The sequence below is a fragment of the Isosphaeraceae bacterium EP7 genome (genome assembly GCA_038400315.1).
In the GTDB taxonomy this organism is placed as follows: domain Bacteria; phylum Planctomycetota; class Planctomycetia; order Isosphaerales; family Isosphaeraceae; genus EP7.
The window spans coordinates 1758122-1781688 of sequence record CP151667.1; the positions used below are offsets into that span (position 1 = coordinate 1758122).

Consider the following 23567-nt stretch of genomic DNA (forward strand, 5'->3'; position numbering starts at 1 on the left):
GTTCGTCTGGCGTGCCTCTCCTTTTTTTTCCTCGACTTTGTGAAACAGTTCACAAAGTTGGCGCGAACCGTTGAGGGGTCATGGGCACCGAGTTCACGCCGATCTTCGTCTTCATCCTCGTCGCCTTGATGACCGGGGTGGGGATGCTCGTCTCGAGTGCCCTGATCGGGCCCAAGAAGAAGACGGCCGTCAAGCAGATGCCGTACGAGTCGGGCATGGACCCGATCGGCGACGCCAAGCAGCGGTTCGACGTCCGCTACTACCTCGTCGCCATCGTCTTCCTGCTCTTCGACGTGGAACTCCTGTTCCTCTATCCCTGGGCCGTGGCCCAGTGGAGCTTCAAGACGGCCGCCCAGATCGCGAATGAGGGCGGCGCCGCGGCATCGGCCGTGGCCGGCGTGGGCATCCCCCCCGAGTTCCGCGGCCTGGTCTTCGGCGAGATCATGGTCTTCATCGTCGTCCTGGTGGCGGCCTTCGCCTACGCCTGGCGCAAGGGAGTCTTCGAATGGCGTTGAACATTGCCCCGGCCAAAGCGGGCAGCACCGCCGTGGCTCTCGGGTCCTCGGCCGACGCCGAAATTCCCGAGAACATCATCCTCACGTCGCTCGACGCGGTCGTGAACTGGTGCCGCAAGAACAGCCTCTGGCCCATGCCATTCGCCACCGCCTGCTGCGGGATCGAGCTGATGGCCGTCGGCGCCAGCCGGTTCGACATCGCCCGGTTCGGCGCCGAGGTCATGCGGTTCAGCCCCAGGCAGTGCGACCTGCTCATCGTCGCCGGCCGCGTCAGCATGAAGATGCTGCCGGTGCTCCAGCGCATCTGGCTGCAGATGCCCGAGCCCAAGTGGTCGATCAGCATGGGCGCCTGCGCCTCGACCGGCGGGATCTTCGACACTTACGCCGTGGTGCAGGGCGTCGACCGATTCATCCCCGTGGATGTCTACATCCCCGGCTGCCCCCCCAGGCCCGAGCAGATCCTCAGGGCCGTCATGGACCTGCAAGCCAAGGTCCAGAGTGGTGGCACGCTCGCCGGTAACAGCGGCCTGCCCGAGCTGCTCGAACGCGAGAAGATGCTCGTCGAGAAGCGGACCCTCCCCATCGGCTTCGCCCTCACGCCCGAGCGTGGCGACGAGGAGCGATTCGGCACCAGGGCGCCCGGCGGCGAGGCCCCGGTCGGCCGCGACGAGACGAAGTAACGACCCGAATCGCCCCGACGCCCGACGCGGGCCGGCCCGAACCGACAGACACACGGGAGCAGCCAGACGGATGAGCGCCTCGACCGAGACTGAGACCGACGACCGCCATGCCTCGACCTTCGCGACCCTCTCGAAGGTGTTCGGCGACGGCGTCTTCTCCACCTCGCGATCCCGCGGCAACGTCCGCCTTTTCGTCCCCAAGGAGCGGCTCATCCCGCTGCTGACCACCCTCAAGGACGAGTGCGGGTTCTCGATGCTCGTCGAGCTCGGCGGGGTCGATTATCTAGGCTACCCGGGCCACACCCGCAGCCGGTTCGAGGTCCACTACGTCGTCAAGAACCTCGACACCACCGAGCAGCTCATCATCAAGGTTGGGGTCGACGACCCGGCCCCGTCGATTCCTTCGGTCTACCCGCTCTGGCGGGGTGCCGACTGGATGGAACGCGAGGTCTACGACATGTACGGGATCACGTTCGATGGTCACCCCGACCTCAGACGAATCCTGATGCCCGACGAGTTCACCGCCTTCCCGCTCCGCAAGGATTACCCCCTGCGTGGCCGAGGCGAGCGGCACAACTTCCCCAGGCTGACGCGCGAGAACTCGTGACCAGGGCCGGACTCCCCGCCGGCCCCCCTCAACCGAACATCGACGCCCGACCGCCCCGTCTCGTCCCCAGGTGCGACCCACAATGCCGGCGAACTTGCTCGACGATCCCGAGCTCGAAGCAGAGTCCAAGCCCTACCTCTGGACCTTGAACTTCGGCCCGCAGCACCCGGCCACTCACACGACGCTGCGCCTGGTCCTCGACCTGGATGGCGAGCGCATCGTCCGCGCCACGCCGCACATCGGCTACCTGCACTCCGGGTTCGAGAAGCTCGGCGAGCACCTCAACTTCAACCAGTACGTCACGGTCGTCGACCGCAAGAACTACATCAGCCCGCCGATGAACGAGGTGGCCTGGCACAACGCCGTGGAGAAGCTCCTCGACATCGAGCTGACCAAGCGTTGCCAGTACATCCGGGTCATCATCGGCGAGCTGGCCCGCATCAGCGACCACCTTCTGTGTACGGGCGCCGCGGCGCTCGACCTGGGGGCGTTCACCGCCTTCCTCTTCGCGTTCAATCAGCGTGAGCTGATCTACGACGTCTACGAGGAGATGTCGGGCTACAGGTTCCACCCCGGCTACACCCGGGTCGGCGGCCTGATGTACGACTTCAACGACAAGGTGATCGGCCGGATCCGCAAGTTCCTCGACGCCATGCCCCGCGTCCTGTCGGACATGGAGAAGCTGCTCTTCCGCAACAAGATCTTCCTGGACCGGATGAGGGGCGTCGGCACGCTCAGCCGCGAAGACGCGATCAACTTCTCCGCCAGCGGCCCCATCGCCCGCGCCAGCGGCGTGACGTACGACCTCCGCAAGGACGAGCCGTACCTGGCCTACAACGACTTCGACTTCATCGTCCCCTATGCCACCGAGGGCGACTGCTACGCCCGGTTCCAGGTGCGCATGGAGGAGATGGTCCAGAGCATCTCGATCGTCAAGCAGGCCATCGAGAACCTCCCCTCCGGCCCGTACAACGTGCCGATCGCCGAGAAGTTCCCGCTGCCCGACAAGGGGACCTCCTACAACAGCATGGAAGGCCTGATCCAGCACTTCGAGCTGATCATGCCCAACCGGGGCCTGGAGTCGCCCAAGGACGAGATCTACGCGGCCATCGAGTCGCCCAACGGCGAGCTCGGCTATTATCTCGTCACCGACGGCAGCAAGACCGCCTGGCGGACCCGGACCAGGCCCCCCTCTTACATCCACTTCCAGGTCTTCCCGCACATCATCAAGGATCACCTGCTGGCCGACATCGTGGCCGTGCTCGGCAGCCTGAACATCATCGCCGCCGAGCTCGACCGCTAGGTCGACCCGACGCAGCGACGACCTGACATTCCTTCGAACGGCCGAACCGACCGACTTCCCCAGGACCTCACTCGATGCCCGCCGAAGTGACAAGCCCGATGCTCAGCGAGGCGATCCGCGACAAGATCCGCGCCTTCATCCCGCGCTACCCGAGCAAGCGGGCCGTCACGCTCCCCGCGCTGCACATCGTCCACGAGCACTTCCGCTGCGTCCCGTTCCAGGCCATGGCCGAGATCGCCGAGATCCTCGAACTGGCGCCGGCCGAAGTGCACGACACAATGAGCTTCTACGGGTTCTTCCCGCAGGCCCCCATCGGCGAGAAGCGCCTCTGGGTCTGCCGGTCGATCTCGTGCATGCTCCGCGGTGGCGACGAGACCCTCGAAGTCGTCTGCAAGAAGCTGGGAATCCACAACGCCGAGACCACCGCCGACGGCAAGCTGAGCGTCGAGTTCGCCGAATGCCTCGGCATCTGCGACTTCGCCCCGGCCGCCCTCTGCGACACCGGCAAGATCTACGGCCCGCTCGAGACCGAGGCCCAGGTCGACGCCATGCTCGAAGACCTCGGCCGCTAGCCCGACAAGGGAAAATGGGGACCGGCTCCGCAGCGAAGTGAAGGTGCCTGTCCCCTTTTTCCCGCCCGACTCAATTGCAGCCCGCACACACGACCCCGCACGAGACGAGACGGCCCAGGCACGCGACCGAACGCCCCGCGCGACCGCCCGCCGCCAGGCAGGAGATTGACCCTTTGGCCGCATTCGAACCGGTCCTCTCCCGAAACTGGGACGTCCCCGATAGCCACACGCTGGGCGTCTACGAGTCCCGCGGCGGCTACCAGTCGGCGCGCAAGGTCCTCTCGTCGATGTCGCCCGACGACGTCGTCAACCTCGTCAAAGCGAGCGAGCTGCGGGGCCGCGGCGGCGCGGGCTTCCCCTGCGGCCTGAAGTGGTCGTTCCTGCCGAAAGACCGGCAGGAGACCCTCATGTGCATCAACGCCGACGAGAGCGAGCCGGCGACGTTCAACAACCGGATCCTCATGGAGGCTGACCCCCATCAGCTCATCGAGGGGATCCTCATCTCCTGCTTCGCCACCAAGGCGACCGCCGCCTACCTCTACGTCCGGTTCGAGTACATCCACGCCTACCGCATCCTCGAGCAGGCCATCAAAGAGGCCCGCGACGCCGGACTGCTGGGCAACAACATCCTGGGCTCGGGCTACAACCTGGAGATCTGGGTCCACCGGGGTGCCGGCGCCTACATCTGCGGCGAGGAGACCGGCCTGATCGAGAGCCTGGAAGGCAAGCGGGGCTGGCCCCGGATCAAGCCGCCGTTCCCGGCCATCGAGGGAGCCTTCCGCAAGCCGACGGTCGTCAACAATGTTGAGACCCTCTGCTGCGTCCCCCACATCGTCGAGCGCGGGGCCGACTGGTTCAAGTCGATCGGCACGCCCAAGAGCTATGGCCCCAAGCTGTATTGCATCTCGGGCCATGTGAACAAGCAGGTCTGCGTCGAGCTGCCGCTGGGCGCCACCACCAATCAGCTCATCGAGGATCACGCCGGCGGCGTCTGGAAGGGCCGCAAGGCCAAGGCCGCCGTCCCGGGCGGGATCAGCATGGGCCTGTTGTCGGCCGCCGAGCTGGATGTCCCGCTCGACTTCGAGGCCCTCCGCTCAACCGGCTGCCTCGGGCTGGGGACCGCCGCGGTCACCGTCATGGACGACCAGACGCGGATCATCGATTACCTGTACAACACCGCCCGCTTCTTCGCCCACGAGAGCTGCGGCCAGTGCACCCCCTGCCGCGAGGGGACCGCCTGGATCTACAAGGCGATCAAGCGAATTCGCAACGGCGGCGGGCGGATCGAAGACCTCGACACGCTCGGCCACCTCTCGGCCAACATGGGCATCATGCCCGGCACCACCATCTGCGGGCTGGCCGACGGCGCCGCCTGGCCGCTCAAGAATGCCCTGGCCAAGTTCAGGCCCGAGCTCGAAGAGTTCATCCGAGACCATCAGTCGCCCGACTACGCCGTGACCCCGCTGCAGCAGGCCATCTCCAACGGCACACCGGGCGACGCGGCGGTCGCCAACTACCTGCCGGTGATCAGCGCCCCAGGGTCGATCCTCCGATCGCCCGAGAGCCGCTGACCCGCCTGGACAGGCACGAACGCAAGGCCGCCGAACACCCGACCAACGACCCGACGCGAGACAGGGAACACGCCCGATGGCGACGATCCTCATCAACGGCCAGGAATACCCCCTCCCCGAGGGGGAGAAGCTCAACGCCATCCAGGCCGCCCAGCGCATCGGGGTCGAGATCCCCTACTACTGCTGGCACCCCTCCCTCTCCGTCGTGGCCAACTGCCGGATGTGCGAGATCGAGGTCGGCTCGAAGGACCCGAAGACCGGCGAGATCCGGATGGTCCCGAAGCTCGTCCCCGGCTGCCAGACGCCGGCCAAGGACGGGACCGTCCTTGTCACCGACAGCCCCAAGGTCGTCGAGCATCAGCGGATGATCATGGAGCTGCTGCTCCTGAATCACCCGCTCGACTGCCCCGTCTGCGACCAGGCCGGCGAGTGCGGCCTGCAAGACTACAGCTACTCCAACGGCCAGGCCGTCCACCGGTTCGTCGAGGAACGGGTGGTCAACCCCCGCAAGGAGGTCGCCGAGACCATCCAGCTGAACGCGGACCGGTGCATCATGTGCACCCGCTGCGTCCGCTTCACCCGCGAGATCACCCATACCGGCGAGCTGCAGGTCATCAGCCGCGGCAGTCACGCCGAGATCGACATCTTCCCCGGCCACCCCGTCGCCAATGCCCTGGCCGGCAATGTGGTCGACCTCTGCCCGGTCGGGGCCCTGCTCGACAAGGACTTCCTCCACAAGCAGCGCGTCTGGTTCCTGTCCAAGCACGACGGCGTTTGCACCCGCTGCTCCACCGGCTGCAACATCAGCTCCGAGGAGAATCGCGGCGAGATCTGGCGGTTCAAGCCTCGCAACAATCCGCTGGTCAACGACTACTGGATCTGCGACGAGGGCCGATACAGCTACAAGTCGGCCAACGACCCCAGCCTGCTCACGGCCATGTACGCCCGGATCGGCAACGAGCTGGGCCCGGTCCTGACCGACCAGGCGCTCAAGTCGGCCGGCCAGGAACTGACCAAGGTCGCCAGCGAAGGCGGAAAGATCGCCGCCGTGATCTCGCCGTTCCTGACGGTCGAAGAAGCCTACCTGCTCGCCGGTTACATCAAGGGCCTCAGCCCCGACGCCGTGCTCGCCCTCGGAGCAGTCCCGGTGGTGGGCGAAGACCAGACGTTCACGCCCGACAAGGTCAAGGGGCGTAACGGCGACACCAGCTTCCTGGACCCGAAGCCGTTCACGATCCACGCCGAGAAGTGCCCGAACCGCAAGGGTGTTGAGGCCGTGCTCGCCCACTTCCAGGGCGAGGTGATCGACTTCAACGCCCTGACGGGGCGGATCGCCGCCGGCGAGTTCAAGGCCCTGTACTACACCTCGGGCTCGCCCGACCTCTGGGCCGATGAAGAGGCCGCCCGATCCTTGCGATCAGGCGTCAGCTACCTCGTCGTCCAGGACACTCTCGTCACGCCGCTGGCACAACTGGCGGACGTGGTGCTGGCCTCGGCCACATTTGCCGAGAAGGCCGGCAGTTACGTTAATGCCGACGGCCGGTTGCAGTATGCCGAAGCGGCCCTACCGCCCCGCGACGGCAGCCTGCCCGACCTGGACATCCTGGCGATCCTCGGCGGCCGCTCCGGCGGGCCGGTGGAATCGTCGGCGGTTCTCGCCGAGCTGGCCGCCAAGATCCCGGCGTTCGGCGTCGCCGCGGGCGGCAAGCTGCCGACCTACGGCGCCTTGCTAGGTGACGCACCCGCGCCTTTGCCGACCAATGGCGACGCGCCGACCCCGTTCATCGACGCCTGGTCCAAGACCAGGGCCCAGATCGGCACCCGCTCCGGCGCGGGCGCCACCCGCTGACACGTCGGCCCGGCCGGCGCCCCGACGGGCGTCGGCCTTGCCCGGTCCCTCGCGAACCGTCCTCAGAGGTGAGTCTCCCATGTCGTTCTGGGCCCTGGTGGCAATCCTGTTCAAGATCGGCGTGGTCGTCGGCATCACCCAAGGGGCGGTGGCCTACCTGATCCTCGTCGAGCGTAAGATCGCCGCCTGGGCGCAGGACCGCATCGGGCCCAACCGCGCGGGCCCGTTCGGCCTGCTCCAGCCGCTGGCCGACGGCGCCAAGATGATCCTCAAGGAAGACGTGGTCCCTGGCTACGTCGCCAAGCCGCTGTTCATCCTGGCCCCGCTCATCTCGATCGTGGCGGCCATGGTCGGCTTCGCGGTCGTCCCCTTCGGCCCCGTCACCCCGATGCCCGCCGACCCCGGGTTCTTCGACGTCCTGGGCCAGTTCCAGATCGCCCCGGGCGTGGACATCGGCATCCTGTATATCCTCGCCGTCGGCAGCCTGGGCGTGTACGGCGTGATCCTGGCCGGCTGGGCGTCCAACTCCAAGTACTCATTCCTGGGCGGGTTGCGCTCGAGCGCGCAGCTCATCAGCTACGAGATCCCGCTGGGGATGTCGATCCTGGGCATGGTCATGATCGCCGGCTCGCTCGACCTGAACACGATCGTCAACTGGCAGGACCGCCACGTCTGGGGCATCGTCGCCCAGCCGCTGGGGTTCCTCCTGTTCCTGATCAGCTCGTTCGCCGAGACCAACCGCCTGCCGTTCGACCTTCCCGAGTCGGAGCAGGAGCTCGTCGGCGGGTTCCACACCGAATACTCGGCCATGAAGTTCGGCATGTTCTTTCTGGGCGAATATCTGCACGTCATCACGGTCAGCTACCTGATCGTCATCCTGTTCTTCGGCGGCTGGGATATTCCCTACGTCTTGACCCAGGACCAGACCGGCCTCGTCTTTGCACTGATCAAGGCAGGCGTCCTGGTGTTCAAAGTGGCACTGGTGATCATCTTCATCATGTGGATCCGCTGGACCCTTCCCAGGTTCCGGTACGACACCCTGATGGAGCTGGCCTGGAAACGGATGATCCCTCTGTCCATCGCCAACTTGGTTCTGACGGCCATCGTCGTGCAGATCGTCCGCTCCTGGGCCTGAGCCCGAGCCGTCCTAACGAAACGAACCCGAGCGTTCCGCAAACGGAGCTGGAGACGGCCGTGCGACCCGATGACCCTAGCCTGAAGCGGATGATCCCGCCGACCCTGAAGCTTCACGAGAAGTTCTACCTCCCGCAGATCGTCGGCGGCCTGCTCGTCACCGGCAAGCACATCCTGTCGGCCTCGCTGGGCAAGGGGGCCATCACGGTCTCGTACCCCGAGGACCAGCACGTCCCGTCGGCCAACTATCGCGGCGTGCACCGGCTGAACAAGGACGAGCAGGGGCGGGTCAAGTGCGTGGCCTGCATGCTCTGCGCCACGGCCTGCCCGGCGCACTGCATCGACATCGTCGGCGCCACCGCCCCGGAATCCTGGTCCGACCGCGAGAAGTACTGCGAGAGCTTCGTCATCGACGAGCTTCGCTGCATCTATTGCGGGATGTGCGAGGAAGCCTGCCCGGTCGAGGCGATCGAGCTGACCGGCCTGTATGACTTGACCGGCCTGTCTCGCGAACAGATGATCTTCGACAAGACCAAGCTCCTCTCCGTCTTCGACCTGACCCGCGACGCCGAGCCGATGCGGTACACCACGCCGCCCCCCAAGGCCGGCCCGCGCCCGACCGAGGTCGAGCCATCGGGCCTCCCCGGCCCCAAGGCCTGACGGCCTGACTGGCATCTCCAACCACCGAACGCCGAAGCGACCGCCCCGAGATCGAAGGACCCAGACGCCGTGAACATCCCCACCTTCGAACTGGTCGTCGCTCTGCTGAGCATCGCGCTGGGGGCCGTCGGCACGTCGATGCTGCTGCCCCACCAGCACGGCCGCCTGAGCACCCGGCAGGCCTATACGCTGGGCGGCTCGCTCGTCGGGGCCTCGATCCTGCTACTGGCCCTGCTCTGGAAGCCGACGGGCTTCGGGCTCATCCCCGGCCTCTTCTTCTATGTCCTGGGCATCGCCTCGGTGGCCGGCGCGATCCTGAGCATCACCAGCCGAGACCCCATCTACAGCGCCCTCTGGTTCGCCTGGGTGGTGCTCTCGACCTCGGGCCTGTTCCTGCTGGCCGGGGCCCAGTTCCTGGCCGCCGGCACGATCATCGTCTATGCAGGGGCGATCATCGTCACGTTCCTGTTCGTGATCATGCTGGCCCAGAAGGAAGGGCAGGCGACCTATGACCGGTCGGCCCGCTCGCCGTTCCAGTCGACCTTCTGCTGCTTCCTGCTGCTCTGGTCGCTGACCTACGCCCTGCTCGTCGCTCGGTCGCCGGCCCTGGCGCCGGCCGCGGGCCCGTCAACGGCCGTGGCCTCGTCCACGAACTGGCTCATCCCGGGCAACGAGATCGGCGTGAGGAGCAAGGCGAGGGCTGGCCAGGGGATCAACCTGGTGCTCGCCCGCTCGCTCAGCCCGACATCCAGGCTCAACTCGCCGCACGTGGCGGGCCTCGGCGGCACGCTCTACACCGACCACCTGGTCACCATCGAGCTGGCCGGGGCCCTGCTGTTCGTCGGCCTCGTCGGCGCCGTGGCGATCGCCGCCCCGAAGCCGCAGATCCGGCCGGCCAACGCCCCGCACACGTACTGAATCGCACCGGCTCCCTTCCCACCCGAACCAATGCGAGCGACCGACCCGTGAGCATGTTCAGCGAAGACATGTTGGTCAATTACCTGATGATCGGCGCCGCGCTGATGGCGTTGGGGATGCTGGGCTTCCTCTCGCGTCGCAACATGATCGTCATGTTCCTGTCGGCCGAGATGATGCTCCAGGGCGTCGCCACCACCCTCATCGCGTTCGGCCGCTACCACGGCAACTGGACCGGTCAGGTCTTCACCATCATCATCCTGACCGTCGCCGCCTGCGAGGCGTCGATCGCCCTGGCCCTGATCATGGGGCTGTTCAACCGCAGGAACTCGCTCGACGTGACCCTCTGGCAGGACGTCCGCGAGCCGGGCACGCTGCCGCACGTTGACGCCGCCAGCGAGGCCGAGCCGCTCGTCGCGGAGCCGGGCCCCGAGACCTACCCGCACCTCACGCCCGCGGGCATCGAGCCGGCCCACCCGGCGCAGCCCTGGATGAAGCGGCGGAGCTGACGGCCCTTTTTCGATCGCGGCGAGACTCGAACGCGCGACGGTTGGCGGAATGACCCCGGGCCCGACGCGGCCGGGATGGGAGCGGAGGTCCGATGAGCGTCCTGGTCCGGAACTGCTGGCTAGTCCCCTTCCTGCCCCTGCTGGGCGGCCTCGTCGCCGCGCTCGGCGGCAACCGCCTGAAGGAGAAGGCCCACCTGCCGGTCGCCCTCGGCATCGGCCTGGCGTTCCTCTACTCCCTCGGCCTGCTCTTCTCCGCCGACCACCCGGCCAGCACGGTTGTGTATGACTGGATCAACGTCACCGGCCTGACCGTCCCGGTCGAGTTCCGGGTCGACGGACTGACGACGATGATGCTGTCGATGGTGACCTTCGTCGCCACGCTCGTCGTCATCTTCGCCGGCGGGTACATGCACGGCGACCCCGGATACACCCGGTTCTTCGCCATCGTCGGGCTGTTCGTGGCCTCGATGACCGGCCTGGTGCTGTCGAGCCACTTCATCCTGACCTACGCCTTCTGGGAGGGCGTCGGTGTTTGCAGCTACCTGCTGATCGGCTTCTGGCACTCGAAGCCGTCGGCCGCCGCCGCCGCCAAGAAGGCGTTCATGGTCAACCGGGTCGGCGACCTCGGCTTTGCCATCGCCATCTTCTGGATGTGGTCGAAGGGGATCGGCCACAGCCTCTCCTACGACTCATTCCTCGGTCCCGAGAACCTGGCCGCCCTGGCCACCTCAGACAAGGTGGGCATCGCCTTGCTGCTCTTCTGGGCGGCCACCGCCAAGAGCGCGCAGGTCCCGCTCTACGTCTGGCTTCCCGACGCCATGGAAGGGCCGACGCCCGTCTCGGCGCTCATCCATGCCGCGACGATGGTCACCGCGGGCGTCTACCTCATCGCCCGGTCGAGCCTGCTCGTGGCCGCCGTCCCCGGCGTCCAGCTCCTCATCTGCATCACTGGCTGTGTGACGGCCCTGCTCGCCGCCGCCATCGCGCTGACCCAGACGGATCTCAAGCGGGTGATGGCCTATTCGACGGTCAGCCAGCTCGGGTTCATGTTCATGGCCCTGGGCGCCGGCTACGGCACCGTTGGCCGGCTGGCGGTCGTCGCGGCGATGTTCCACCTGTTCACGCACGCGTTCTTCAAGGCCCTGCTGTTCCTGGCGTCCGGCAGCGTGATGCACGCCATGGGGGGCGTCATCGACATGAGGCGGTTCTCGGGCCTGCGCCACAAGCTGCCGATCACCCACTGGACCTTCCTGGTCGGCGCGCTCTCGCTCTGCGGGATCTTCCCGCTGGCCGGCTTCTGGAGCAAGGATGAGATCCTGGCCGCCCTGAACGAGGCCTCGCACGTCGCCAAGGCGGCCGGCCTGCCCGGATACGGGGCGGCCTACGCGGCGATCTACTGGACGGCCCTGTTCACCGCGTTCCTCACCGCCTTCTACACCGGCCGGGCCTACTTCCTCACCTTCTGGGGCCCCGAGAAGCTGCCCAGCCCCGATGATCCCGAGGCCGAGCCGGACGACGGTCACGGGCACGGCCATGACGACGGACACGATGCCCACCACGTCGGGCACGAGTCGCCGCCGTCGATGACCTACCCGCTGATCGTGCTGGCCTTGTGCACGGTGGTCGTCGGCCTGGCCTTCGGCCCGACCCACCTGTTCGAGCACCACCTGCTGCACACCCCCGGGTTCGAGACCACGCTCGGCCACCCTGAGCATGCTCACGGCACCGACTGGCAGAGCGTGATCCTGGGCTCGATCGTCGGCATCACCGGGTTCGCCATCAGCTACGTGCTCTACGGCAAGCGCAGCCCCGTGCCGGCGCAGCTCGCCGGCCGGTTCAGCGGGCTCTACCGGGCCTCATACAACAAGTTCAGGATCGACGAGGCGTATACGGCCCTGGTCATCGGGCCGACCGCGGTGCTCGCCTCGATCGCCCAGTTCTTCGACACCTACGTGATCGACACCCTGGTCGCGGCCGTCTCCTGGATCCCCCGCCTGGCGGGTCGATTCGTGCTCGGGCCGTACCAGAATGGCCTGATCCAGTTCTATGCAGGGGCCACGGCGATCTGTGTCGCAGGGCTGCTCTTCCTGTTCCTGCTTTATTGACTTGAGCGTGGGCGTCGTTCCTCCATTGATCGAACCGAAGCTGCGTCTGAAGGGGTCGAGGGCCGCTTGATGTCCACACTCTTATTGATCACTGTGCTCATCCCCCTGGCGGGGAGCGTGCTGCTCTTCAGCCGGCAAGACCTGCCCGCGGCCACCGCGCGGATGATTGCCCTGGGAGTTGCGCTGGGCACGCTCGCCCTGTCGCTCGTCTTCGTGTTCGCCTTCGGCGTCGACACGGCGGGGCCGCAGTTCGCCTACAAGGCGGAGGATGGACACCTGGGCTACCCCTGGCTGGTCAGGCCCGACGTCCGGTTCGCCCTGGGCCTGGACGGCGTGGCACTCTCATTGTTCGCCCTCACGTCGCTGCTGATGATCACGGCGATCTTCTCGTCGTGGGAGTCGATTAAGGAGCGGGCGGCCGTCCACTATGCGTTGCTGCTGGCGCTCGAAACCGGGCTGCTGGGGCTCTTCGCCAGCCTGGACGTGGTCCTCTTCTACGTCTTCTTCGAGTTCACGCTCATCCCGCTCTTCTTCCTGATCGGCCTGTACGGCGGCCCCGACCGGCGCCGGGCGTCGGTCACGTTCTTCCTGTACACGCTGGCGGGCAGCCTGCTGACCCTGCTGGGCGTGATCGCCCTGGTGGCGATCAACTACCAGTACAACCCCAGCCACACGCTGACCTTCTCCATCGCCGAGCTGACCGAAGGGCTCGCCCATGTCGAGTGGGGCGCCTGGAACCTGTCGTCGAGCTGGACGACCAGCCCGCAGGCGCTCATCTTCCTGCTCCTCTTCGCCGGGTTCGCCATCAAAGTGCCGCTCTTCCCGTTCCACACCTGGCTGCCGCTGGCGCACGTCGAGGCGCCCACCGCGGGCTCGATCCTGCTGGCCGGCGTCATGCTCAAGGTCGGCGGCTATGGCTTCCTCCGGTTCAACCTGGGGATGACCCCGCTCGGCCTTCACCTGCTGTTCCCGATGCTCGCCGTGCTGTCGGTCGCCGGCATTCTGTACGGGGCGCTGGCAGCTTTGGCCCAGTCGGACATCAAGCGGCTGGTGGCGTACAGCTCGGTCAGCCACATGGGGTTCATCGCCCTGGGCCTGTTCTCCGCGACGCCCACGGGCATCGAGGGGGCCGTCATTCAGATGATCAACCACGGCCTGACGACGGGCGCCCTGTTCGCCTGCGTGGGCATCGTCTATGAGCGGTACCACACCCGCGAGATGTCGCAGATCGGCGGGCTCTGGAACCGGATGCCGGTCTTCGCCTTCTTCCTGATCATGGCGTCGCTGGGCTCGGCCGCCTTGCCCGGCCTGAACGGGTTCACCGGCGAGTTCCCGATCCTCATCGGCATGTACTCCGCCTGGCCGGCCGCCGCGGTCTGGGCCGCGTTGGGTATGGTCCTGGGAGCCTACTACCTGCTCTCGATGCTGCAACGCGTGCTGTTCGGCCCCTTGAAGGAGCCCGGCGGTCACGACCACGGTCATGCACCGGCCGGCGAGCACGGCGTCGACACCCACGAGGCGCCCCGGCCGCTGGGCTGGCATGAGATCGCCGGCCTGACGCCCTTGATCGTCCTGATCGTCTGGATCGGCATCGCCCCGAACATGATCTTCTCCCGCATCCGTCCGTCCGTTCAGCTCGTCGAGGCGAGGCTTCTGGCCACCGCGCCCGCCAAGGCCGTCGCGGCCATCGCCCCGACCCAGGCCACGACCCCGAAGACGGCACTCGCCCAGGACACGGCCCGATGACCGCCACCTACGCGCTCGAAGTCGCCCACAGGACGCTGATCATCCTGGCGCCCGAGATCATCCTGCTGGCCGTCGCCACGGCCATGATGACCGCCGGCGCGTTCATCAAGCGACCAAGGCACTTCTGGTCGATCCTGTCCGCGGGCACCCTCGTCTTCGCCATCATCCCGCTGTTCCTGCACCGGAACGCGGGGGTCGACATTTATGCGTCGACCGTCCTGAACGACCCGCTCTCGGGCTATTCGAGGCTCTTCTTCCTGCTCACCGGCCTGATCGTGCTGGCCCTGGCCCACGACCAGGTCGACGACGCCCGGGCCCCAGAGTTCTTCGGCTCGCTGCTGATGATCCACGCGGGCGCCATGATCGTCGCGGCGTCCAATGAGCTGGTCCTGATGTTCGTCGGCCTCGAACTGATCAGCATCCCGACCTACCTGCTCCTGTACCTGCTGAAGCGGACCTCGGCCACGCAGGAAGCCGCCACCAAGTACTTCTTCCTGAGCATCTTCTCGTCGGCCCTGCTGCTGTATGGGATGGCCTACCTCTACGGCCTGACCGGCGTGAGCAACCTCAAGGGGATAGCAAACCTGGTCGAGTATGCCCCCGGCGTGCCGAACCCGCAGCTTGCCCTCATCGCGCTGGTCTTCATCATGGCGGGCCTGGGCTTCCGCGTCGCCGCGGTCCCGTTCCACTTCTATGCCCCCGACGTCTACCAAGCCTCGCCGACGATCCTGACGGCCGTGCTGGCCTGGATCCCCAAGGCGGTCGGGTTCCTGGCGATCATCCGCATTCTCATCTGCGTGCTCGCCGGCGCGGGCGTCGAGAACCCGACGGTCGATAAGGCGATTACGCTGGCCTGGATCATCGCGGCCATCACGATGACCCTGGGCAACACGGTCGCGCTCGGGCAGGAGAACCTCAAGCGGTTGTTCGCCTATTCGTCGATCGCCCACGCGGGCTACTTGATGATCGGAGTGGCGGTCGCGTTCCGCACCCGGCCCGGCTCGACGGGCATCTACCTGGGCATCGAGGGGATTCTCTTCTACCTCTTCGCCTACGCGTTGATGACCCTGGGTGCCTTCGGGGTGATCCTGGCGGCCAACACCGGCAATCAGGCCGTCGAGAACGTGGACGACCTCTCCGGGCTGGGCCAGTCGCAGCCGTTGCTGGCGCTCGCCATGACGATCTGCCTGTTCAGCCTGGTGGGCATCCCGGGTCTCGCGGGCTTCTGGGGCAAGTTCAGCATCTTCGGCGCGGCGTTCTCGGCGGGCCCGGTGGCCGACACCCGGATGCTGCAAGTCCTGACGGTCATCGCCGTCCTGAACTCGGCGGCCGGGGCGTATTACTACCTCCGGATCGTCGTGAACATGTACCTGAAGCCGGCCCGCATCCCGCATGAGCTGCGAATCCCGTTGCCGACCGCCCTCGCCATCGGCGCCTGCGCCTCGCTGACCCTGATCCTGGGAATCTTCCCCGGCTCGATCATCCGGATCACCCACGAGTCGGCCGTCGCGGCCCTGAGCCACCCGGTTCCCGAGTCATTGCCCGCCGGCGAGGTCGCTCCGGTGACCGTCGTCACTCCGGTCACGGCTCGCTGACGCGGTCTCTACGCCTGGAAACGCGCCGAAGGCCCGCGTCGGGGATTCCTCCTCGACGCGGGCCTTGTTCATAGATTGAGTGCCGATGCCTCAGCCGCCGACGGAGAGGCGCCTGACGACTTCGGTGAGGTCGCCCGTCTCGTCGAAAAGGGCGAGTTGCTGCTCGGCGCCAGAGTGCCCCCGGACCATCTCGGCGGCATGAGTCAGCTCGGCCACGCACCCGAGTTGCCGGGCCGCCGGCATCAGGTGGTCGATGAGGTGGGCGAGCAGGTCTCGGGCGGCGACCGGGCGCAGCGTCCAGGGATCGACGAACTCGGCCCCCATGCCGAATCGGGCCGCACGCCAGCGATTCTGGCGGATCAGGACCTGGTGCATCTCGGGGGCCCAGGTCGTCTTGCCGGTCTCTTCGAAGGCGAACGACCAGACCAGGCACTGGATCAAGGCGGTCAGGCCGAGGGCCGAGGGGAGATTGGCGGGAAGGTCGCAGACGCGGACCTCCAGCGTCCCCAGCTCGGTGTTGATCCGCGCGTCCCACCAGAGCTCGTGGCTGGTCTGGATCGAGTCCGAATTCTTCAGCTGGTCGAACAGCCTGACATACGCATCCCAGCTCCCGAACTCGGGCGGGAGGCCGCCGTTGGGCAGCCCTTCCAGCAGCTCGACCCGATTCGAGTGCAGGCCGGTCGCCCTCGCGTTGAAGAACGGGCTGTTGCACGAGAGGGCCAGGATCATCGGCAGGAACGGCAGCAGGCGATCGGAGGCCCGGATCGCGGCCTCGCCCGAGGGCACGCCGACGTGGACGTGCATGCCGAACGTCACCGGCCGCAGCAGGGTTTCCTTCAGCCGCTCGGCCAGCATGTAGTAGCGCGGGTTGGGGGTGATCTCCTGCTGCTGCCAGCGTGAGAACGGATGGGTCGCCCCCCAGAAGACGCGAATCCCGTGCTCCGAGGCGCTATGGACCACGGCGTCGACCTTCTCGGACAGGTCGGACTCGATCTCCGACACGGTCCTGCATGGCTTCGAGTTGATTTCCAGGTAGCAGCGCAAGAGCTCGGGTTTCACCGAGTCGCGCAGGGCCTGGGGCACGCCGTCGTGGACGACCTCATAGGCGTTGGAAAGCTCCAGGGTCGTCTTGTCGACGAGTTGGAGCTCGACCTCGACGCCGAGGCTCGGCCAGTCGTTCCGATGGAAATCGAGGGGCATTGGGGGGCGAACTCCACGGATTTCGGGCGACGATCGGATGGGAGCCGCCGACGGTTCGGCGTTGCCGGGCGAAGCCCCGGGACATCAGGGCGAATCCTCGGCCGGACGCAGGCCTCTCATCCCGTCGAATCCTCGACATCGGGGCAATCGTCGTGCCGCCCGGGGCCGCCGTCGGGCCTCGCTGTGTCTCCGGGCGAGCCGGGGCGGTCGACCAGTTGCAACCCAGCGGAGCTGAGGCGGCTGAGGATGATCGGCCAGTTCTTCTTGAAGCTCTGGGACTCCATGGTGTGCGAGCACTCGATCGTCTCGCGATCGAACCGGCCGATGACCCGGACCCCGCCCGCCGTGTGGATCAGGGCCCGCTTCACCTGATTCACGCTCTTCGCCACGACGAAGAATCGTCCCATCGCTGCCCCCGGTTCCCGCGGCCTTACGCCATGTGATACGCTCGGACACGACGAGCATACCGTGAACCCCTCCCGAGCCCAAAGCCGATGGCCGACGCCCCGACGAACATCCGGGCCCTGCAAGCCGAGCAGGTCCTTGAGCTGACCTGGCCCTCCGGCCAGACCGACCGCCTGCCGTACCGAGGCGTACGCGGCGAGTGCCCCTGTGCCTCGTGCAAGGACGAGTGGACAGGCGCCCAGATCCTCGACCCCGCCACGATCCGCGAAGACCTGAAGCTCGAAGGCATGGAGCCCGTCGGCACCTACGCGGTTCGGTTCTCCTGGAGCGACGGCCACTCCTCGGGGCTTTATACCTGGGAAACCCTGGAACGCCTCGGAGCGTCGGCCCGCCCGTGACTCCTCCGCTCCTGACCGTGGCCATCCCCACGTTCAACGGCACCCGCCACCTGGCCGAGGCCGTCCGCTCGATCCTCGCCCAGGCCCACGCCCCCTTCGACCTCCTCGTCTGCGACGACCGCTCGGACGACGGCACCACCGACCTCATCCGCGACCTCGCCGGCGACCGCGTTCGGATCGAGATCAACCCCGAACGGCTGGGCCTTGCCGGCAACTGGAACCGCTGCGTCGAGCTGTCGCGCACCCCGCTCGTCGCCGTCTTCCATCAAGACGACATCATGCATCCGGGCCACCTCGCCGCCCGCCTGGCGAGGTTCGCCGCCCCCGACGGCGAAACCCTGGCCTTCGTCTGCGGGGCCGCCGACGTCATCGACCAGGACGGCAAGCCGGTCGACCCCGAGGTGGTGGAACACGGTGGGCTCGGTCCCGACGACCGGACCTACGCCGCCGGTGAATTGCCGACCTCTCTCGCGATTTCCAACCCGCTCCGCTGCTCCACCGTCACCCTGCGTGCTGAGGCCCACCGGCAGGCTGGGGGCTTCGACCCCGCCTTGCGTTACGTTGTCGACTGGGACTTCTGGATCCGCCTGGCCCGGGTCCACCCGGTCGCCTGGCTGGCGAGCCCGACCGTGTCGGTGCGATGGCATTCCGGCAGCGAGACCCATCGGTTCAAGGCCAGCACGGCCGACCTCGACGAGACGCGGGCCCTGCTCGAACGGCTCGCGGCCGAAGATCGGGGGACCGTCCCGCCCGTGGCCCGGCGTCGCCTTGCCAGGGCCTACCTCAACCGGGCGTATGACGCCTCGCACGCGGGGGCAGGGGCCCTGGGCCGCCGCTGCCTGGCCCAGTCCCTGGCCCTTAACCCGGCCCTCACCGCGACAATCCTCGCCGATCCAAGGCTCGCGGTCCGGATGTTGCGACTGGTCCCGGGCCTCGGGAGTGGGAACCGGGACATCCAGGCTCGTTGAAGATCGGCATGGAGTGCTCTCACCCGACTCTCGCGAATTCCCAAGGGCCTAGGCATCGGGTACAATTGATCCGTTCAGGACCCGTCGGGGGAGATGATCCGGCGATCCGCCGGTGCTCCTCCGAGGAGGTCCCGTCGCTTGAAGGAGACGATCATGTCGGAACTCGGCAAGCACAAGCTCACGGACGCCCTCCCCCAGAAGCCGCACGAGAACGACGAGGACAAGGGGGGCCAACCCCATCCGACGCACGACACCGTCGCCGAGCAGGCGCGCGAGCAGCAAAAGCTCGAGGAAGCCAAGAACGCTGAGGCGTCGATCCGCGACCGCATGGTCGACATCGGCCGCGGCAATCAACAGTCGGGCCGACAGGGTCAATAATTAGGCCATCCAGGCCCGTCGAGCCCTTTGAACCGCTTCGCCCGGCGCCAACACGCCGAGCGGCACGCGACTCAAGCCCGACCGACAATTCCTGGACTCGTGCCCAGGGCGCAATCGTCGGCAGCGCGGGCGCAAGGCGCCGCCTCTTCGACTCCGTATTGTCAAAGATCGAACCGGTTAAGAGTGACGCAGTTGGCCCAAGACCGGGCAAGACGGCTGGTCATTTGAGCAATTCTCGTAGGGTGGGCACTGCCCACCGCGGGGGCTTGCTCCTGGTGGGGGGTGCCCACCCTACGCAGAACTCCCAGGCTTACGGCAAACCGGTCCAGCTGATGGTCAACTGCGTCACCCCGATCGGAGACGGCGGGCTGTCTCTCGTTTCAGGCGGCCGGGGATGGCACCAGGCGGAGCAGATCCGGGCGAGGCGGCCGAACCAAGACCGTCGCGGGCCGGATGCGCCGTCGTTCGGGCATTGCGAGCGGCTTCGAGATCGATTGGAACGGGCTCGGAGCGACGAGCGAGCGGGCCAGGCGGCGGAGCAGGCCCGAGAGATGAGCTCGATCGGCGAACTGGGTCGGAGCCCCGCGATGGATTTGATCGGCCTGAGTGTCCCGGGCAACCCGACGGCGGGGGGCCGCGTTACTCGAAGCCTTTGAGCCTTCGGCGCGGGGGCCCGGGGCGGGCTGGGGGCGTTCGGATCGAGGTACCGGATCGTGCCCCGCGCGATCCCGACCGGTTCCCGGGCCGGTCGTGGGGCCCTCGGGATCGGTAGGCGGGGGAGTCGAGTCGGGGTCCGTGACCGGACTCGGGACGGGGCCATTCCAGACGTAGGGGTAGGGGACCTGGCGGGGGCGTTCGATGTAGTCGTGCGTCATGGTCGGGGCGGGCGCGGCCTTCTGGCGCCCCTTGTGGAGCATGTCCAGCGCCCAACGCTGACGGCGGTAGCTGGCAGTCTCGTACCGCCTGAGCAGGACCAGGCTGGGGTCGTCGGTGGCCATCAGGCCCATCGTGGCCGCCTCGCGCAAGTCATCATCGATCGCGTCGAGAGCCTCCTCCTGCCGCGCCGCGAGACCTTCCAGCTCGCACTCGACCAGATCCCGCAAGTGGGACATCAGGTCGGCCCCCGCGGGGGTGTCGAGCGGGCTGTCCATCGCGCGCAAGTCGGCATCAACCCCCATCAGATCCAGAGCCAGCGACCGTTGCTCATCGGTCCAATCCCCCGCCTTCTCCAGCACCTTGCCCAGCGCCCGCCAGCGCACGATCATCCAGTCGCATCCCGACGCGGTGGACGCAAGCCGGGCCGCAACCTCCTCCGGGCAACCCGCCAGCGTCTTACCCGGCTTCGCCACCTCGGCCCTCCGCTCATCGAGCCAGCAGGCCCCGGCCCGCCGAGCCCGGACATCACGCACCAGCCGCTCCTCGATCCGGCACCGATCGATCCGCACGCTCTCGTTCGCGATCGTCTCGACCAGCCCCATCTCGAACGCATTCATCGGCCGAAGCGACGACACCCACTGCTCGGCCCGTTCCCGGGTGGCCTGCGCCTCGTCCTCGGGCACAACCACCTCGGCCCCCGCCAGCCCATGAATCAAGCGATTCCGCCGAGACTGAGCCTTCCCCTCCTCGGTCCTCGGCCCGGTGCTGCGCATGGCATTGCGTCGATTGGCGTCAATTCGCCTCTGGCTCACTTCAATCTTGCCCATGATGCTTCATCGCTTCCTGGGGTGCGGATTCGAGGGGGCCGAGTTCTCGCCGGCGTCGGCGGATCGGCACGGCCGACGTGACAGCACGAGAGATGGGGATCCGGCAATTTATATCCCTCAAGCGGGGAAAACCTTCCCGACATAATCGCCAAATTAAAAAAAATGCGGAAGATTCTCGATTTCCGAATAACGGGGCTTGAGAAAAACGACCGGACAGGATGTGACCTTTCTCCTACGTATCTTATTTGTCAAAACATGCAGTTTATCGAATGTCAATCAACGACTGTCAATCAGCCTGCCCGCCGCCCGCTTGCAACGGCGCGAGTCTTCCGATCAAGAGGCCGGAAGCAGGATTGATCCGGCAAGCCCGTTCTAGCGATTCCGGAACGTCGTCGACCACGCCGGCGACTCTGGTCGAGTTTGAGGACCGAATCGGTCATTGTTCTCGGCTTGTTCCGGCGAAGTCGAGGAGAAGTCTTCGAGTAGATCCGCCGACCGCTCCAAGATTTCTTGATCCCTTGAATCGGATGGGGCCTTGCCAGTCTCCGGCCTCGAACGCCCGATTTTCGGGCGGAGCGGGCCCACCTCGTTGAACGGGAAAACAAAGACGAATGCCTCATTTTGCGCCCTTCGATGGCGCAATTGTCGAGCCGCAGGTCGAGGACTTGCTTGGGCGTCGCGAGCGTGTTATCAAGGCATCATGCAACGCGAGGGCCTCCGGCGGCATGCGACATATGGGGACGCCGACCCTACCTCGAGTCCCTTTATTTTTAAAGGTGATCATGAGGTCATGTTAGCATTGATCGAATTCCACTCGGCGATGCCCCATTGATTTCCCCCCCTCCGAAATGTGACAGAACCAGAGGAGGAACGGAGAATGGCCCCGCAATCGTTCGAAGACACGAGCCCATCGGGAGGTGGGCTCGGGTATTCCGCGCGGCCTGGCACGGCAGCCCGAGAACGGGACGGCGGCACGGGGAGCCCGAGGGGTGACGTCGATTTCGATCGTCTTGACTGGGATCGGTTCTATGCCGATTGCAATGCGGTGATCGTGGCCGCCCTCGCGCGCCAGCCGATCCAACCGGCCGACCGGGAGGATTGCCGCCAGCAGATCTGGGTCGAACTCCTGACGTCGCGAATGTCCGGGTTCCGCGGCGGCAATCTTCCCGCCTGGCTGACGACGCTCGCGCGGAACCGGGCGATCGACAAGGCCCGTCGGGCTCGCCGGCATCCGGTCGAACTGCCGAGGCTCGAGCGGGAAGGGGCGTCGGCCGAGTCCTCGGAATCGAGCCCGGCGCAGCAGGCCGAGGCGGTCGTCCGGGTGGCGCTCGACCAGCTGGAGAAAGAGATCGAGTCGCTAAATTTCGCCATTTTTGTCCTCCACTCCATCGATGGTCTGTCGTTCGGCCAGATCGCCGGCGCATTGAGCCTGACCCCCGACCAGGCCCGCGCACGGAATCATCGCACCAAGGCGAAATTCCGCCGGATCGTCGAGATGTCAGGCGCTCACGGCCAGGTTGAGGGAGAGGGTCGCGATACGCCGACTCGTGCACTCGGGATCGCGTACTCCCCGAGGAGCAGCCATCGGCGGGATCAGTCGGCCGCGTGCGATATCGGGTGCTCCGTCACCACTCCGCCTCGCACGCGCTGAGCCGCCAGAGCAAGTGCAGGCGGGCTGGGCCGACTCCTGGACCGAAACGCCTCGGGGCGAGGTCCGGTCCCTCGTCATAATATTAGATGGGACGCGACGGATTCCTGGTGGACCCGCGCCGAGGCGGGCACGGATTTCGAGGCCCGTTTTAAAGACCCGCGAATCTGGCGAAGTATTTTAAAAAAACTCCCGATGCTGCGTAACAAAGCGTGAGCGTCGGCGATGAATGGGTAGAACTTGGGAGTTGCGACGGCGAAGTTGCAAAATAGGCCAGGACCTCTCCGGTCTAATCTGCGACTCGCGGCTTGAAATCAAGGCGGGAGATAGCCATGAGCACGATCACGGAACCCAGCATCGACCCGAATATCGAAGCCCAGGCCCGCGAACTCTATCTCCAGAAGCAGCGAGAGTTTCTCGATGCGATGAAAGGTCGCGAGGGCGACAACGCCGCAGCGGCGGCGCAGGACCTGGAAACGTTCGTCAAGTCCTCCGTGGGGATCACCTGCAAGATTTTGACCGTATCCGAGCCCTTCATCTGGGGCCAGGCGACGGCGGAGATCTATTACACGAGCAATGGCACCAAGCTGTCGTTCTACGGGACGGGGTGGGGAATTGGGCTCGGGGCTGGAGCAGGCGGCGGCGGAGGTCTTGGTACCGACGATCCGAACAACCTCGTCGGCGATACTCCCTTCGAAATCTTCTTCACCACGGTTCAAGCGACGATGGTTTGCTACAAATCAGACGGGGTCGTCATCAGCCTTTTCTGCCCCGGTGCATTCCCCGGAGCGGGATACCTGAAAGGCACCGGCACCTGGAAACTCGGATGGTGAGCGTGATGAGGCCCATCCCCTCAACCTCGGCCTGAGACCGATCCGCGGATCCGGGCCGGGGGTGTTGTCGGGAACCACGTGTGGCCCGGCCACCGAGCTGCCCCTCTAAACAAGTCCATCCGGATCAAATGTACCCGACTGGGCGGCCCGGCGTTGACGCAATTCCGAGCGGCCGCGATGGTGACGTCGGGGAAAATAGAAGATTCCAAACTGTCGATAAGATCATGATTTCAGCCTGATCTGAGGCGTGTCCGGGTTCGGCTTCGGCATCTG

22 protein-coding genes are annotated in these 23567 nt (G+C 66.4%); 19 read left to right on the top strand and 3 right to left on the bottom strand.

Annotation, left to right across the window (positions count from 1 at the left end; all coding sequences use genetic code 11):
- The first annotated feature begins 80 nt into the window (after positions 1 to 80).
- The 14 genes from EP7_RS06825 to EP7_RS06890 all read left to right on the top strand — a co-directional run bounded on the left by EP7_RS06825 (position 81) and on the right by EP7_RS06890 (position 15761).
- Positions 81 to 515, top strand: coding sequence for an NADH-quinone oxidoreductase subunit A (locus tag EP7_RS06825; RefSeq protein WP_463527015.1), 435 nt, complete (start codon positions 81 to 83; stop codon positions 513 to 515).
- The gene (locus tag EP7_RS06830; RefSeq protein WP_463527017.1) at positions 506 to 1195 is read left to right on the top strand and encodes an NADH-quinone oxidoreductase subunit B; all 690 of its coding nucleotides are present in this window, start codon (positions 506 to 508) and stop codon (positions 1193 to 1195) included. Before EP7_RS06825 ends, EP7_RS06830 begins: the two co-directional genes overlap by 10 nt.
- 70 nt (positions 1196 to 1265) lie before the next feature.
- The gene (locus EP7_RS06835) at positions 1266 to 1802 is read left to right on the top strand and encodes an NADH-quinone oxidoreductase subunit C (protein ID WP_463527019.1); all 537 of its coding nucleotides are present in this window, start codon (positions 1266 to 1268) and stop codon (positions 1800 to 1802) included.
- A gap of 82 nt (positions 1803 to 1884) precedes the next feature.
- A complete protein-coding gene (gene nuoD, locus EP7_RS06840; RefSeq protein WP_463527021.1) occupies positions 1885 to 3105 on the top strand; it encodes an NADH dehydrogenase (quinone) subunit D in 1221 nt (406 codons plus the stop codon).
- A 74-nt stretch (positions 3106 to 3179) separates the two neighbouring features.
- Positions 3180 to 3677 carry an NADH-quinone oxidoreductase subunit NuoE family protein gene (locus EP7_RS06845; RefSeq protein ID WP_463527023.1) on the top strand — a complete coding sequence of 166 codons (498 nt, stop codon included), beginning with the start codon at positions 3180 to 3182 and terminating at the stop codon, positions 3675 to 3677.
- 173 nt (positions 3678 to 3850) lie between these two features.
- Positions 3851 to 5248, top strand: coding sequence for an NADH-quinone oxidoreductase subunit NuoF (gene nuoF, locus EP7_RS06850; RefSeq protein ID WP_463527025.1), 1398 nt, complete (start codon positions 3851 to 3853; stop codon positions 5246 to 5248).
- 76 nt (positions 5249 to 5324) lie between these two features.
- The gene (locus tag EP7_RS06855) at positions 5325 to 7097 is read left to right on the top strand and encodes an NADH-quinone oxidoreductase subunit G (protein WP_463527027.1); all 1773 of its coding nucleotides are present in this window, start codon (positions 5325 to 5327) and stop codon (positions 7095 to 7097) included.
- A 79-nt stretch (positions 7098 to 7176) separates the two neighbouring features.
- The gene (gene nuoH / locus EP7_RS06860) at positions 7177 to 8232 is read left to right on the top strand and encodes an NADH-quinone oxidoreductase subunit NuoH (protein ID WP_463527029.1); all 1056 of its coding nucleotides are present in this window, start codon (positions 7177 to 7179) and stop codon (positions 8230 to 8232) included.
- Positions 8233 to 8291: 59 nt separating this feature from the next.
- Positions 8292 to 8891, top strand: coding sequence for a NuoI/complex I 23 kDa subunit family protein (locus EP7_RS06865; RefSeq protein ID WP_463527032.1), 600 nt, complete (start codon positions 8292 to 8294; stop codon positions 8889 to 8891).
- A 69-nt stretch (positions 8892 to 8960) separates the two neighbouring features.
- Positions 8961 to 9809 carry an NADH-quinone oxidoreductase subunit J family protein gene (locus tag EP7_RS06870; RefSeq protein WP_463527034.1) on the top strand — a complete coding sequence of 283 codons (849 nt, stop codon included), beginning with the start codon at positions 8961 to 8963 and terminating at the stop codon, positions 9807 to 9809.
- Positions 9810 to 9862: 53 nt separating this feature from the next.
- On the top strand, positions 9863 to 10315 hold the full coding sequence (gene nuoK / locus EP7_RS06875; protein WP_463528375.1) for an NADH-quinone oxidoreductase subunit NuoK: 453 nt from the start codon (positions 9863 to 9865) through the stop codon (positions 10313 to 10315).
- Positions 10316 to 10407: 92 nt separating this feature from the next.
- Positions 10408 to 12420: an NADH-quinone oxidoreductase subunit L gene (gene nuoL, locus EP7_RS06880; RefSeq protein WP_463527036.1), complete on the top strand. Its 2013-nt coding sequence runs from the start codon at positions 10408 to 10410 to the stop codon at positions 12418 to 12420.
- Positions 12421 to 12489: 69 nt separating this feature from the next.
- Positions 12490 to 14166 (top strand): complex I subunit 4 family protein, encoded by a 1677-nt coding sequence (locus EP7_RS06885; RefSeq protein WP_463527038.1) that lies wholly within the window; start codon positions 12490 to 12492, stop codon positions 14164 to 14166.
- Positions 14163 to 15761 (top strand): NADH-quinone oxidoreductase subunit N, encoded by a 1599-nt coding sequence (locus tag EP7_RS06890; protein WP_463527041.1) that lies wholly within the window; start codon positions 14163 to 14165, stop codon positions 15759 to 15761. Before EP7_RS06885 ends, EP7_RS06890 begins: the two co-directional genes overlap by 4 nt.
- A 90-nt stretch (positions 15762 to 15851) precedes the next feature.
- On the opposite strand, the gene EP7_RS06895 is transcribed toward EP7_RS06890, so the two are convergent.
- Both EP7_RS06895 and EP7_RS06900 read right to left on the bottom strand, forming a co-directional pair.
- Positions 15852 to 16961 (bottom strand): carboxylate-amine ligase, encoded by a 1110-nt coding sequence (locus EP7_RS06895; RefSeq protein ID WP_463527043.1) that lies wholly within the window; start codon positions 16959 to 16961, stop codon positions 15852 to 15854.
- A gap of 116 nt (positions 16962 to 17077) precedes the next feature.
- Positions 17078 to 17368, bottom strand: coding sequence for a hypothetical protein (locus EP7_RS06900; RefSeq protein WP_463527045.1), 291 nt, complete (start codon positions 17366 to 17368; stop codon positions 17078 to 17080).
- Between the two features lie 87 nt (positions 17369 to 17455).
- Between EP7_RS06900 and EP7_RS06905 the strand changes: the two genes are divergently transcribed.
- The 3 genes from EP7_RS06905 (at position 17456) to EP7_RS06915 (ending at position 19110) form a co-directional block, all read left to right on the top strand.
- On the top strand, positions 17456 to 17764 hold the full coding sequence (locus EP7_RS06905; RefSeq protein ID WP_463527047.1) for a DUF971 domain-containing protein: 309 nt from the start codon (positions 17456 to 17458) through the stop codon (positions 17762 to 17764).
- Complete coding sequence (locus tag EP7_RS06910) at positions 17761 to 18732, top strand: glycosyltransferase family 2 protein (protein WP_463527049.1); 972 nt, start codon at positions 17761 to 17763, stop codon at positions 18730 to 18732. The genes EP7_RS06905 and EP7_RS06910 overlap by 4 nt, the downstream gene beginning before the upstream one ends.
- Positions 18733 to 18870: 138 nt before the next feature.
- Entirely contained in the window at positions 18871 to 19110 is a 240-nt protein-coding gene (locus tag EP7_RS06915) for a hypothetical protein (protein WP_463527051.1), read from the top strand.
- Positions 19111 to 19490: 380 nt separating this feature from the next.
- On the opposite strand, the gene EP7_RS06920 is transcribed toward EP7_RS06915, so the two are convergent.
- Positions 19491 to 20813, bottom strand: coding sequence for a hypothetical protein (locus EP7_RS06920; RefSeq protein WP_463527053.1), 1323 nt, complete (start codon positions 20811 to 20813; stop codon positions 19491 to 19493).
- A gap of 877 nt (positions 20814 to 21690) precedes the next feature.
- Here EP7_RS06920 and EP7_RS06925 point away from each other — a divergent pair.
- Positions 21691 to 22464 (top strand): RNA polymerase sigma factor, encoded by a 774-nt coding sequence (locus EP7_RS06925; protein ID WP_463527055.1) that lies wholly within the window; start codon positions 21691 to 21693, stop codon positions 22462 to 22464.
- Positions 22465 to 22793: 329 nt separating this feature from the next.
- Entirely contained in the window at positions 22794 to 23294 is a 501-nt protein-coding gene (locus EP7_RS06930) for a hypothetical protein (RefSeq protein WP_463527057.1), read from the top strand.
- Positions 23295 to 23567: the final 273 nt, after the last annotated feature.